Annotated in this window: 11 protein-coding genes; 4 read left to right on the top strand and 7 right to left on the bottom strand. The window is 44.1% G+C overall.

The window, feature by feature from the left end; genetic code table 11:
• Positions 1–5: 5 nt before the first annotated feature.
• The 3 genes from AMBT_RS09660 (at position 6) to AMBT_RS09650 (ending at position 2,454) form a co-directional block, all read left to right on the top strand.
• The gene (locus AMBT_RS09660) at positions 6–392 is read left to right on the top strand and encodes a tautomerase family protein (protein WP_013784439.1); all 387 of its coding nucleotides are present in this window, start codon (positions 6–8) and stop codon (positions 390–392) included.
• Between the two features lie 166 nt (positions 393–558).
• A complete protein-coding gene (gene rhlP / locus AMBT_RS09655; protein WP_013784437.1) occupies positions 559–1,401 on the top strand; it encodes a rhombotarget lipoprotein in 843 nt (280 codons plus the stop codon).
• A 21-nt stretch (positions 1,402–1,422) separates the two neighbouring features.
• Positions 1,423–2,454, top strand: a complete 1,032-nt coding sequence (locus tag AMBT_RS09650) for a hypothetical protein (protein ID WP_013784436.1) — start codon at positions 1,423–1,425, stop codon at positions 2,452–2,454.
• A 127-nt stretch (positions 2,455–2,581) separates the two neighbouring features.
• On the opposite strand, the gene ppsR is transcribed toward AMBT_RS09650, so the two are convergent.
• Complete coding sequence (gene ppsR, locus AMBT_RS09645) at positions 2,582–3,394, bottom strand: posphoenolpyruvate synthetase regulatory kinase/phosphorylase PpsR (RefSeq protein WP_013784435.1); 813 nt, start codon at positions 3,392–3,394, stop codon at positions 2,582–2,584.
• Between the two features lie 271 nt (positions 3,395–3,665).
• On the opposite strand from ppsR, the gene ppsA reads away from it, so the two are divergent.
• Complete coding sequence (gene ppsA / locus AMBT_RS09640; RefSeq protein WP_013784434.1) at positions 3,666–6,038, top strand: phosphoenolpyruvate synthase; 2,373 nt, start codon at positions 3,666–3,668, stop codon at positions 6,036–6,038.
• 157 nt (positions 6,039–6,195) lie between these two features.
• Here ppsA and AMBT_RS09635 read toward each other — a convergent pair whose 3' ends face one another.
• The 6 genes from AMBT_RS09635 to AMBT_RS09610 all read right to left on the bottom strand — a co-directional run bounded on the left by AMBT_RS09635 (position 6,196) and on the right by AMBT_RS09610 (position 13,016).
• Positions 6,196–8,451, bottom strand: a complete 2,256-nt coding sequence (locus AMBT_RS09635) for a xanthine dehydrogenase family protein molybdopterin-binding subunit (RefSeq protein ID WP_013784433.1) — start codon at positions 8,449–8,451, stop codon at positions 6,196–6,198.
• Entirely contained in the window at positions 8,448–8,975 is a 528-nt protein-coding gene (locus AMBT_RS09630; protein ID WP_013784432.1) for a (2Fe-2S)-binding protein, read from the bottom strand. The genes AMBT_RS09635 and AMBT_RS09630 overlap by 4 nt, the downstream gene beginning before the upstream one ends.
• A 239-nt stretch (positions 8,976–9,214) precedes the next feature.
• Positions 9,215–9,430 (bottom strand): PGPGW domain-containing protein, encoded by a 216-nt coding sequence (locus AMBT_RS09625; protein ID WP_013784431.1) that lies wholly within the window; start codon positions 9,428–9,430, stop codon positions 9,215–9,217.
• 227 nt (positions 9,431–9,657) lie between these two features.
• Entirely contained in the window at positions 9,658–10,590 is a 933-nt protein-coding gene (locus AMBT_RS09620) for an AEC family transporter (RefSeq protein ID WP_013784430.1), read from the bottom strand.
• 230 nt (positions 10,591–10,820) lie between these two features.
• Positions 10,821–11,840: a LacI family DNA-binding transcriptional regulator gene (locus tag AMBT_RS09615; protein ID WP_013784429.1), complete on the bottom strand. Its 1,020-nt coding sequence runs from the start codon at positions 11,838–11,840 to the stop codon at positions 10,821–10,823.
• Between the two features lie 57 nt (positions 11,841–11,897).
• Positions 11,898–13,016, bottom strand: coding sequence for a polysaccharide lyase family 7 protein (locus AMBT_RS09610; RefSeq protein ID WP_013784428.1), 1,119 nt, complete (start codon positions 13,014–13,016; stop codon positions 11,898–11,900).
• Positions 13,017–13,081: the final 65 nt, after the last annotated feature.

Below are 13,081 nucleotides of genomic sequence, written 5' to 3'. Positions count from 1 at the left end.
ACGTTGTGGTAGTAATCTATGGAATTGATAAGCACTTAAACCCAATTAAAAGCCAGTTGTCTGATGTGATCCACCGTTGTATGCAATCTGTTTTGGGTATGCCGGAAGACAAACGCGCTCATCGCTTTATTCCGCTTGCCAATGAAGACTTTTTCTATCCTGATGGCAGAACAGATAGCTATACCGTTATTGAAATTAACTTGATGAAAGGGCGCAAGCCCGACACCCAAAAAGCACTGATTAAAGGGCTTTTTGAAGCAATCGAGTCTCAATTGGGTATTAGCACGGTAGACGTTGAGATAACGATTAAAGAACAAGAAAAATACCAATGGGGTTTTCGTGGTATTACCGGCGATGAAGCGTCAGATTTAAAATACAACGTTGATGTGTAAACTAGGCCTGCGCTCATACTTACACAAAGCCACATTATGGCTATCTCGTGCCTTATATAGTAATAAATATAAATTTTAGGTAATTTGAAGTATTACGATTAACGCCTTAAACGATAAATACCATTCAATTTCGTAACCTTTCAATAGCAGTAAAAAAGGATTGTCGATGACAACAAGAATATTAAAAACCATGTCTGGGGCAATGTTACTCACAGCACTCTTTTCACTCGCAGCATGCAGTGCAATAGTCAGTAACAACACAGGTAAACAAGCTCAATCTAGCAGTTTAATGGATTTCCTTTACCCTGATGAAGAAAGCCGGGTTAAGCACCAGCCTGAAATTCCCACGCTACAATTACCGGTAAAGGTTGGGCTCGCATTTGTTCCTTCAAGCAATTGGCGCCGAGATGGCCTGCATGGTAAAGATCAAGTAGAGCTTCTAGAAAATGTTAAGCAGTCTTTCCTTCAATACGAGTATATCGATCGCATTGAAATCATTCCTAGTGAGTACTTAAGCGGGGGAGAAGGTTTTTCAACGTTAGAGCAAGTAGGAAGGTTATATGATGTTGATGTAATGGCGTTAGTGTCTTACGACCAAGTTACTCAGTCACTCGAAAATAACGCGGCGTTACTGTATTGGACCATTGTAGGAATGTACGTTATTCCAGGGAATGAAAACACGGTTCAGACCTTTGTGGATACTGCAGTTTTCGATATCAAAAGTAAAAAGATGCTGTTCAGAGCGCCAGGGGTAAGTAAGCTTGAGAAGCGTACCACCGCTGTAGGTATTGACGATACGTTGGCCGAAAAATCTTTAGAAGGGTTTGGTATAGCCGTTGACGATATGTCTACAAACTTAGATGCTGAACTTGCTCGATTTAAAACCAGAGTAAAAGAAGAAAAGATTGCGAAAGTAGAACATAGAGAAGGCTACAGTGGCGGCTCACTTCAGGTTTTTTGCTTACTGTTTATGGGCGTCATGTTATTTAGAAAAATGACTTTGCGGTAACACACTGCCAAGGAGTGCAGATTGAACGTCACCAAGCAACATATTAAAGACGCAGTAAGCGCCAATATTCTTTCATCAGAGCAGTCTGAACAGTTGATCGCGTTTTTGAATCAGCAAACGAGTACCACTGCCAAGTTCGATTTCACCCATGTGTTGTATTATCTTGGTGGCTTAATTGCCATTGGCGCAATGACACTGTTTATGAACCTTGGCTGGGTATCGTTTGGCGGAATCGGTATTGTTTTCATCAGCTTATTCTATGCAGCTGTGGGAATTAAGTTAGCTAACGTTTTTAAGATGAAAGGATTTTTTGTGCCGGCGGGCCTATGCGCTACCTTTGTTGTTGTGCTAACCCCGTTGGCAGTTTTTGGTGTTCAGCAGGCTTTAGGCGTTTGGCCTGACGATACCGTTTACCGCGACTATCACAGGTACATTCATTGGCACTGGTTGTATATGGAGCTAAGTACGTTGGCGGTGGGTGTTGTCATTGCTTGGAAGTATAAATATCCATTTTTAGTCATGCCTATTGCGGTTACGCTATGGTATTTAACCATGGATGTCTCGGTGATGTTGTCAGACGGGGAATACAGCTGGGAACTAAGAACAATAGTTTCTATGTACACAGGTCTTCTTATGATAGCGCTCGGGTTTTGGGTAGATGTACGTACAGCAAACAAAGCCGACTATGCATTTTGGATATACTTATTTGGCGTTATTGCGTTTTGGGGAGGGTTATCTTCTCAACATTCTGACAGCGAGCTTTCGAAATTCTTCTACTTTCTCATTAATTTCGTGATGATATTTATCGGCGTACTCTTAATTAGAAGAGTGTTTGTCGTATTCGGGGCTATTGGGTGTACAGGATACGTAGGCTATTTGGCAGCAGAAGTGTTCGCAGATAGCTGGTTTTTCCCTATTGCGTTAACGTTTTTGGGGTTGTTTGTGATTTACCTAGGTATAAAGTGGCAAAAGAACGACGCGGCTATTACCGCGAAAACACGTAAACTTTTGCCCAAGGCAGTGCAAACACTGTTGGATGCTAAACATCTCTAGATTAGCCCGTGTTAAATGCACAAGCTGATACTCGATGAGGAACCTGTTTATAAATTAGTGTGTTTTTAAACTAGCGGTAAATAGGCCAGCCAAAGATTTGGCTGGCATTTATGCACTTTGCGGTTGGTTAATACTTTCTTCGTTTTAACCCTGTTTCCGCCAATATTTTCGCTGAAATCTCTTCTATTGAATATTTGGTACTGTTTAAAAACGGAATTTTTTCTTTTCGGTACAAGTTCTCAACTTCTCGTAGCTCCATTCTGCATTGCTGTAATGACGCATAGCGGCTATTTGCTTTTCGCTCAGAGCGAATTTGATGTAGTCGTTCTGGCTGAATAGTGAGCCCAAAAAGTTTGTCTTTATAGCGGCGAAGCGCCGTAGGCAATTTAAGCATGTCGCCCATGTCATCTTCGGTAAAGGGGTAGTTTGCCGCCTTAATACCAAACTGCAGGGCTAAGTATAAGCTGGTGGGCGTTTTACCCGAGCGCGAGACGCCTACTAAAATAATGTCGGCTTCGTCGTAATCTTTCAGGTTAGAACCGTCATCGTTGGCTAAGGCATAGTTAACCGCCTCAATACGAATGTCATAGGTGGTTTCGTGAATGCTGTGAGTGCGATGTTTTTCTGGTTTTGAGGGCACACCAAGCACTTTTTCCAGCGGCGCCACGAATTGATCGAGGAAATTGTAGTTAATACCTACCGATTTTGAAATTATCTTGCGAACATCTACATTCACAATTGTATAAAAAACGAGCGGCCTTTCTCCTGTGTCTTGAAAACTTTCAGATATTTTGTCCAAAACCTTGTTGGCTTCTTCCTCAGTTTCAACAAAAGGAATGGTATTGTGATTGAATTCAATAGGGAACAAAGACAGCAGGGCGTGGCCAAACACCTCTGCTGTAATGGCGGTACCATCTGAAATATAAAAAGCTGTGCGCACAACAAATCCTTAACATTGTCGTAATTTTATTACAAAAGTAATAAAGAGTTTACTTTCCGATTTCCCCCATTCTAAGATGATTTCGTCGAAAAGCTATATGGTTATTAATGATGACTTGATGTAACGCAAGCCTGCTTTACTTGGTACTCGTTAATATTAATAAGCATTAAGCGCGTTTGGATATACGCAGTCGACACGTATTTTACCAATGTTGGGCATGTGGCCCGCCATTGCTTATACCCTACTCAAAAATAAGCTGGAGGCTTCGGCAGTGAAAGAATTCGTACTTTGGTATCAAGAACTGGGCATGCATGATGTAGGTCGCGTAGGCGGCAAAAATGCATCTTTAGGCGAGATGATTTCTAACCTAGCTAACGCCGGTGTACAAGTACCGGGAGGTTTCGCCACAACTGCAGAGGCTTTTAATGAATTTCTAGAGCAAAGTGGTCTAGAGGCAAAAATTCATAACGTATTAGATACACTTGATGTAGACGATATTGCTGCGCTGAATGAAGCAGGCAAAGATATTCGTCAATGGATCATCGACACGCCTTTTCAGCCTGAACTAGAAGACGCTATCAAAGAAGCGTTTGTGAAGTTACAGGGTGATGCAGGCGACGAAGCATCATTTGCAGTTCGTTCATCAGCTACCGCAGAAGACATGCCAGATGCGTCGTTTGCCGGTCAGCAAGAAACCTTCCTTAACGTGAAAGGTTACGAGTCTGTATTAGTAGCCATTAAACACGTATTCGCCTCGCTATTTAACGACCGTGCTATTTCGTATCGTGTTCACCAAGGTTACGACCATAAAGGTGTCGCATTGTCTGCTGGTATTCAGCGCATGGTTCGAAGCGATATTTCATCGTCGGGCGTGATGTTCACTATCGACACAGAGTCGGGCTTTGAAGACGTAGTATTTATTACGAGTTCATACGGCCTGGGTGAAATGGTTGTGCAGGGTGCGGTAAACCCAGATGAATTTTACGTACACAAACCAACCCTTGATAAAGGGCTTCCAGCCATTGTTCGCCGTAACCTAGGCAGCAAGCTAGTTAAAATGATTTACTCAGACGATGAGGCGCATGGCAAGCAAGTGTCTATCGTTGATATCGACAGCGCTGAAAGTAAAGCTTTCTCACTGAACGACGAAGAAGTGATGGAGCTGGCGAAGCAGGCGCAAATTATTGAAAAGCACTACGATCGCCCGATGGATATCGAATGGGCCAAAGATGGCGTAGATGGTAAGTTGTATATTGTTCAAGCGCGCCCTGAAACGGTTCGAAGTCGTGAAGATTCTCAAAGTATTGAGCGTTTCCAACTTAAAGGTCAAAGTAATATCGTGTGTGAAGGCCGCGCTATTGGGCATAAAATTGGTGCAGGCGTAGCGAAAGTACTTGGCTCTATTGAAGAGATGGACAAGATTCAAGCTGGCGATGTACTGGTTACCGACATGACAGACCCAGATTGGGAACCTATCATGAAAAAGGCGTCTGCCATTGTCACTAACCGAGGCGGTCGTACATGTCACGCAGCGATTATTGCTCGTGAGCTAGGCATTCCTGCAGTAGTAGGGTGTGGTAACGCCACTGACAGTATCGAGAACGGCGATAAAATTACCGTATCTTGCGCAGAAGGTGATACAGGTTATATCTATGGTGCAGAGCTAGAGTTTGACGTAGTGACCTCACGTATCGACTCTATGCCTGACTTACCACTAAAAGTAATGATGAACGTGGGTAACCCAGACCGCGCCTTTGATTTTGCGCGTTTGCCTAATGCAGGTGTTGGCCTTGCTCGCTTAGAATTCATTATTAACCGTATGATTGGTGTGCATCCTAAAGCGTTACTTAACTTCGATAGCCAGCCTGCTGAGCTTAAAGAAGAAATTGGCGATATGATTGCCGGTTACGACTCACCAACTGAATTCTACATTGAAAAATTGGTTGAAGGTATTTCTACCATTGGTGCTGCGTTCTCGCCTGAAAAAGTCATTGTTCGTATGTCTGACTTTAAGTCTAACGAATACTACAACTTAGTTGGCGGCTATCAGTACGAGCCAGATGAAGAAAACCCAATGCTCGGTTTCCGTGGTGCGAGTCGTTATATCTCGGAAGATTTCCGCGACTGTTTTGCCTTAGAGTGTGAAGCCATTAAACGGGTTCGTAACAACATGGGCTTAATCAATGTTGAGATCATGATCCCCTTCGTACGTACTCTCGAAGAAGGCCGTAAGGTTATCGAACTACTAGAAGAGCAGGGGCTTAAGAAAGGCGAAGACGGTTTACGCGTTATTATGATGTGTGAACTACCCTCTAATGCATTACTTGCCGATCAGTTTTTAGATATTTTTGATGGCTTCTCGATTGGTTCGAACGATTTAACTCAGTTAACCCTTGGGCTAGACCGCGACAGTGGCGTTATTGCTCACTTGTTTGACGAACGAGATCCCGCCGTGAAAGCCTTGCTATCAATGGCTATTCAAGCGGCTAAGAAACGTGGAAAGTACGTCGGGATTTGTGGTCAAGGCCCATCAGATCACGAAGACTTTGCTGCCTGGTTGGTAGAAGAAGGTATCGATTCAGTATCGCTTAACCCAGATACCGTCGTTGAAACTTGGTTATACCTTGCTGAAAAGCATGGCTAATCTTTTTGACGCTAGCCTAGCAATACGCTATTTATAGAAGCTTAAACATCAAAAAGCCGCTTAGATTTTTCAATCTAAGCGGCTTTTTTAATGCGTATTTATTGTGCTTTATTGCGCCTTTATCAAACTATTAACTTTGGAGCAAACTAAGTCAGTATTAGGCTTTTAATTGGTTACCAATGGGTAACTGTCTGATACGTTTGCCACATGCCGCGAAAATAGCGTTACACAAGGCAGGCGCATAAACCGGCGTTGCTGGTTCACCTACACCTGCTGGTGGTGCATCACTTGGGATAATCTCAACCTCAACGTCTAGCGGCGCATCACTCATACGCGGTACGCGGTAGTCATGGAAGTTACTTTGTTGAGCACGACCTTTATCAAAAGTAATACCGTCACTAATGGCGGCAGTAATACCAAAGATAGACCCACCTTGTACCTGGTTTTTCACCGTGTCGGTATTTACCACAGTACCTGCATCAATGCTGGCCCATGATTTGATGATCTTAAGGTCGCCTGCGTCAGACACTTCTACTTCAACCACAGTCGCCACATAGGTTAAGAAGCTTCGGTGCGCTGCTATCCCAAGGCCTCTGCCTTTTGGTAATTCACGGCCCCAGCCACTCATATCAGCCACTTTCTCAATCGCTTTACGTAGTCGGCCAATATCGAGTGGATAAGCGTCTTTGTCTGCGCCGTAGTTGTCGTATTCTGCATTTTGTTCGGTTACATCGATAATACGATCGGGGCCAATGGTTTCAAGTAGGTAGTCTTTTTGATCCCGTCCCGCTTTGTGAGCCGCTTCAGCAATAAAAGACTGAATAGCGAATGCATGGAAGATGTTAGACACCGAACGCATCCATCCTATACGCGCTTTCGCCGGTGCTTCACCACTTTCAAGTTTCATATTAGGGGTATTGATAGGATTATCCGTAAAGCCTAAACGAAGCTCGAAGCTGAACGGTGCGGTAGCGTCTTGTTGGAAGGTAGACGCAATGGGCGAAAAGGCCGTGCGGTGCAAGTAAGCATCAATGCCGCCATTTTCATCCAAAGAGGCTTCAATATGCTGTGCTGAAACCGCATGATAGAAACCATGCTGAATGTCGTCTTCACGAGTCCATTGCACGCGAATTGGCTTGCCTGTCTTCATTGAAAGGTAGGCCGCTTCAGCAGAAAAGTCGGGTTTCGATTTACGACCAAAGCCACCGCCTAGCATGGTGACATGCACGTTAATCTTCTCTTTCGGCATGCCAATCATGGCACCCACGGTTTCCATATCGGCCTGTGGGTTCTGCGTAGCAGCCCACACATCAACACGGTCTTTATAATACATTGCCGTAGCGCAAGGTGGCTCCATAGGCGCTTGTGCTAAATGCGGCACGTAATAGTCGGCAACCAATTTATCACTAGCATTGGCAAGCACATTGGCTGCATCACCTTTTTCGCGAACTGATTTTTGTGGCTTCGATACTGTTTCCAGCAAGCTTGCTTTGAAGGCTTCGGAGTTATAATCACCGTTTTTACCATCGTCCCAACTTACTGTAAGGGCGCGACGGCCTTTTATGGCAGCCCAGGTATTGTTAGCAATAATGGCGATACCGCCTTTAGGTTGAAACTGTGGTGCGCCTTTCGCCGCAGGAATTTCAACCACATCTACCACACCATCAATAGCTTTAACGGCTTTTGCATCAAAGCTTTTTACTTTTCCGCCAACAACTGGTGGGCGAACCACCACTGCAATTAAGGCTTTTGGCTCAAGTACGTCAGCCGCAAAAGTCGCTTTACCGGTAACAATGTCTTTTAAGTCGATGTGCGCCATGGCGGTATTAATGTAACGCCACTCGCTGCGTTCTTTTAGGGTAATGCGATCGAGCTCTGGCGGGGTAATTTTTAATGCATCGTTTACCAGTTCAGCATAGGTAAGGGTTTTACCTGAGGTATGAGTAACCACATGTTGCACTGCGCTGCATGAATCGAAAGGTACGTCCCAACGGGTGGCGGCGGCTTGCTGCATAAGGTGGCGAACACTTGCGCCCATTTCACGTAAACGTTGCATGTTGTAACGAATACTGCGTGAACCATCGGTATTTTGATCGCCGTACTTCGGGTCGCCTTTACCTTGGATCACCACGACTTTGTCCCACGAGGCTTCCATCTCATCGGCCACAATTTGCGCCAATGCGGTACGAATTTGTTGGCCCATTTCAGAGCGGTGACACGTAATCTCAACAACGCCATCGGGGCGTAGTGCTACAAATAAGTTAGCCATTTTGGCTGATTCAGAAGGCTTTGCTAGTACGCCCGCCATGGCGCGAGGTGCAGCGCCCATGAAATACGTACCTAAAACGAGTGCACCAGCGGTGGCCGATGACTTTAGAAAGCTGCGACGCGTTAAGTCGAAATACTTGCTCATGCTTCTTCTCCCGCAGACTCAGATGTGGCTGTTTCTGGCGAGCTTGCTACAGGAACATAATACTCCACACCAGCCATAGTTTTCGCCGCTGACTTAATCGCTTTGTGAATACGTGGGTAAGTACCGCAGCGACAGATATTGCCTGACATACCTTGCACAATTTCCTCATCGCTTGGGGTAGGGTTACTTGCTAACAAGCTGGCCGCTTGCATCATTTGGCCGCACTGACAATATCCACATTGAGGCACCTTATGTTCAACCCATGCTTGTTGAACGGGATGTTCACCGTCTTTACTCAAGCCCTCAATGGTCGTTATTTTACTGCCTGAAACCGCTGAAACAGGCAATACGCAAGAGCGCTGTGCTACACCATTAATGTGTACGGTACAGGCACCACATTGTGCCATGCCACAGCCAAATTTAGGGCCAGTTAGATGTAGTTCGTCACGTAAGTACCAAAGTACGGGAGTGGTAGGATCGCCCGCAAATTCACGTGTTTCACCGTTAACGGTAAACGTAATCATGGTCTTGTCTCCATTGTCGTAAGTGTCGATGGTCAGTCGAATGCCTCACGTTGCCTGTTTGAATAAATGAAAGGTTTTTGATTTTTATAAAATGTTATTAATCGTGTCGTTGAATTTTATACTTTTAACGAGTTTAGTGTATAAAAATAACATGACTATGAAGGTTATACTGAAACTTCAGATTAATGGTTTACGATGTGCGATGACAGGGGGGAAAGCGTAAATTACGCAGTAATTGCTTAGCGAAATTTACGCATTAATAATACGCGGTCTATTCTTCTAGCGCTTGACGCCATCATGTTCTGACTTATTTTGAGCCATCCACGTGCACGGGGCCAGTCGTAACTCAGTAACACTAATCCACCTATCACTAACAAAATTGACCCTGGTAAAAGGGTTAAAATAATGCCGCCGATAAAAAGAATGCTACCAAGGGTTAACCGAACTATTTTCATAATAATTTTTCCATGCGATTAAATGCTGGCTACTGACTTTTAGCTATTAACGGCAAGCCATCAAATGCAGCCATCGAACCTAATCGCTTAAGCCCAATGTTCGAATTAAAGCAATCGAACTCAGGGAATCAAAGGTAACTCAGTTCATTGTGGGTCAAAACCGAACAATTGCCAACCATAAAAGTGTAAACAAGTGTATAGCGTGGGCTTTGAGCACCTATTAGCTCTTAAACCAGGCCTAGCATGGCTAAACTGCCAAACCCGATGGCGGTAATAGGTAACGACACCAATGTGCTTAGGGCAATAATACTCGCCGCCAGACGGTGATCGCCACCTAAGTTTCTTACCATCACATAGCTGGCTGCGGCTGTCGGCGCAATAGACAGCAATAATACTATGCCTAGTTCCATACCTCTGAAACCGGAAAAATAGGCAATACCTACTAGTAAGGCGGGGTAAACAATGCACTTACTTACTGTGGCTAATGCGATGTTATACCAGTCGCTAGAAAAAGAGCGGAACTGCAGTGATGCGCCGGTACAGATAAGTGCTAAGGGAAGGGTAAGCTGGGCAAAATACTCTCCGGTTTTTAAGGCAACCTCGGGCAACGACCATTGAAAATAAGAAAATGGTAATGCTGCAACAATTGAAATAATAAGCGGGTTTCGAGCAATACCTTTAATTTGATTCATTGGCGCTGTAAAACCCACCTGATAGAAGTTGAGCACAAACACCGACATAACATTGTACAAAATGGTAATACAGCCCATATAAACGGATGCGGCTGCCAAGCCTTCTTGCCCATAAGTATTCGCGCAATAGGCTAAGCCGATAATACCCATGTTGGCCCTAAAGCCACCTTGCACTACTACACCACGTGCATTTTGTGGGTTCACGGTGAAATGCACCAATAACATTAATACCGCGCACATCAATATTGAACCACTTATTCCAATAGTGATGAGGGTAAAATTAGCGGCATTAGAAAAGTTTGACTGACTAATAGATAAAAAAAGCAACGAGGGTAGGGCGACATTGAACACCAGCTTTGAACCCGACTCGATAAAGGCTTCGTTTAACCAACGGATGCGAAAAAATACCCAACCCATTAAAAGTAGGATTAGAACGGGCACTAAGGTACTGGTGATAAATGAAAGCATGGGAGTTAATCGATAAAAGCACTAAATTCAGGAGATGGGTAATACAGTATCAAACTTAAACAAGGTTGCGGCATTAGTTTGAAAATATAATTTCAATACTTTCATAGTGATGAGCTAATTTTTAACCTTCAGGGCATTACACTGATGTACTATTCCTTAAAAGGCGGCGCTTTATTATAGCTAACGCTGTTTTCATCCCATCAGTGCCGCACTAGTGAAAACAAAATAGGTTAAGCCTTAGGCGCCGCGCATGATGAGCGTTCCACCAAAGAACAGGGCACCAGCATACGCGTATTTACCGATTTAGGATTATTGATTTTATTCATCAACATGCGCGCTGCTTCGCCGCCTAATTCGTAAGGTTGCTGTTTGATAACGGTAATAGGCACCTTAAAAAATTCAGCCATAGGGATTTCCTCGAACCCAAGTAAAGACACGTCTTGGGGAATAGGAATGTTAGCGGCTTCTAATTCTTTTAGTACATCAATGGTTATTGCAATTTGCTGAGTAAAAAAAGCGGTGGGTGGGTTGTCTGACTTCAGCATATCAATGGGAGAGCGATGCAATCCGTCCTGCCGACTCCAATGTATAGTTAGGGTTTCGTCAACGGGTAGATTATGTTTTGTATGTGCATCTACAAAACCTTGATACTTCTCTTGGCGAGACTTAACCGATTCGAACTTTTGGGTTACAAAACAAATATGTTTGTGCCCCAAGTTAATAAGGTACTCAGTGGCATCAAAAGACGCCCGTTTGTAATCAGCAACCACAATGCCGGTGTCACAATCGTCATGTTCTAATTGAAATTGCACCACTGGCATAGTGTTATTCGAAATGTCTTCTATTAGCTTTGCGTTGTTTCCGCAAGAGGCAATAATGGCGCCGTCTACATTTAATTGGCAAAGTGTAGTCAGCGCATTTTTTTCGGTTTTGGGTTCAAAATCCGAATTATAAATGAATAAATCGTAGCCATGACTTTTACAATAATCGTCCATACCACGAATGGTCTGACTGGTGTAATAGCTAGATATATCTCTTACAATAACACCCAGGGTTTTGGTCTTATTGGTTTTCAAGCTACGGGCGATATTATTGGGAACATAATTCAGTTCCTCTACCGCTTTTTGCAATCGCAAACGGGTGTCGAACGACATAAAATCGAAGCGACCGTTTAAAAATTGCGAGGCGGTACTTTTTGATACGCCCGCTTTCTCAGCCACATCGATAAGTCTAACTTTACTTTTATTCATTATTATTCTCTTACTAAAGGCGTTTATAGGAGTATTTGTGTTACCAAATACTCTTCACTATTTAACTGCAATAGCATCGCCTACCTGCAAATGAGAGAAGGACACGCGGGTGTAGTTACCTGCTTTTTTATCGGTTTCCCAGTCGCCCGTTCCCGGACAAGCGGGGTAGCGGAATGTTGGGGCATCCTTCGTACTGCATTGGTTATACGCGCCAGCTTTGAAAAAAAGCCAATCATTCTTGTACGCCACAGGGTCATCATAGTCATCTATAAAGCCATTAGCATCAACATTGTTTGCCAAGTTTATCTGGTGCTTAACCGTGGGGTGGTTCTCTGCGCTAAAGGTTAGATACATTGTATCGCCGTAAACGTTAATCTCATAACTGAAAGACTCACCAAGCGCGATGCCTGTTTCACCGGGATCATTGTCGTCATGCCACCCATCTCCCCATACAGGGTAAGCAATGTCAGTACGTTTAGGGTTATCTTCTGGTAAATTTAGCTCATAGTTCCAAAATACCGTACCTGTCTCATGGTTTGGGTACTTCTTATAATAAATCTTTAGTGGTTCGTTACCCCAACCAAAACCCGACACATCATTTCTAAGGTCATCTAGCTTACCAGCATGAATTTGCCCTACAACAACCGAATATGCGGGGGGTTTGTCATGATATTTAGCATTGGTAGAAACGTGGTCTACTTTAAGGGTGGCTTCCATACGGGCACCGATGGCAGCGAACTTATCTGAGTCTGGGTTTGAGGCAAGTGCAAAGTAATTAGCTGGGCTTTCTAAGCTGGGAACATTGCCGTTTTCATCGGCGTACACTTGACGAAGCTCACTTCGGGTATTCGTTGAGGTGGGAGAGGTGAATGCTTTATTCGCCGCCGCAAATACCATGTTGTTATTGTCGTCTAAATAAAAGAACTCATCCACATGAAAGCTTGCTAAGTCTTTATTTTTAATTTTGTCGGCCTTACCGTCACCGTCTCTATCTAGCGGTAAAAGTATGTTCCAAGGGGAAAGATCGAATACTTCGCCAGGAGCCTTAGCACCCGATACGGCGTGTGAATCTTGCTGTGCTGTGTTGGTCGATGAAGAAGTGTCAGCGTCGTTACACGCTGCCACCAAGGAAAGCGCGGCTAAGCCGGCCAGATATACATGTTTAGTGTTTGACATGAATGCGCTCCTTACGGAAATCGTCAAAAGAAAAAAAAGTGATTGAATGAATTAGAAAGTTAGCC

The sequence above is a fragment of the Alteromonas naphthalenivorans genome (assembly GCF_000213655.1).
Classification (GTDB): Bacteria; Pseudomonadota; Gammaproteobacteria; order Enterobacterales; family Alteromonadaceae; genus Alteromonas; species Alteromonas naphthalenivorans.
Note: the sequence above shows the minus strand (reverse complement) of the source record. Positions and strands in the feature narration are given on the sequence as shown.

Coding starts and splice junctions, on each gene's coding strand:
- AMBT_RS09610 (WP_013784428.1), bottom strand. CDS start 13,016: ATGTCAAACACTAAACATGTATATCTGGCCGGCTTAGCCGCGCTTTCC.
- AMBT_RS09620 (WP_013784430.1), bottom strand. CDS start 10,590: ATGCTTTCATTTATCACCAGTACCTTAGTGCCCGTTCTAATCCTACTT.
- AMBT_RS09630 (WP_013784432.1), bottom strand. CDS start 8,975: ATGATTACGTTTACCGTTAACGGTGAAACACGTGAATTTGCGGGCGAT.
- AMBT_RS09625 (WP_013784431.1), bottom strand. CDS start 9,430: ATGAAAATAGTTCGGTTAACCCTTGGTAGCATTCTTTTTATCGGCGGC.
- AMBT_RS09635 (WP_013784433.1), bottom strand. CDS start 8,451: ATGAGCAAGTATTTCGACTTAACGCGTCGCAGCTTTCTAAAGTCATCG.
- rhlP (WP_013784437.1), top strand. CDS start 559: ATGACAACAAGAATATTAAAAACCATGTCTGGGGCAATGTTACTCACA.
- AMBT_RS09615 (WP_013784429.1), bottom strand. CDS start 11,840: ATGAATAAAAGTAAAGTTAGACTTATCGATGTGGCTGAGAAAGCGGGC.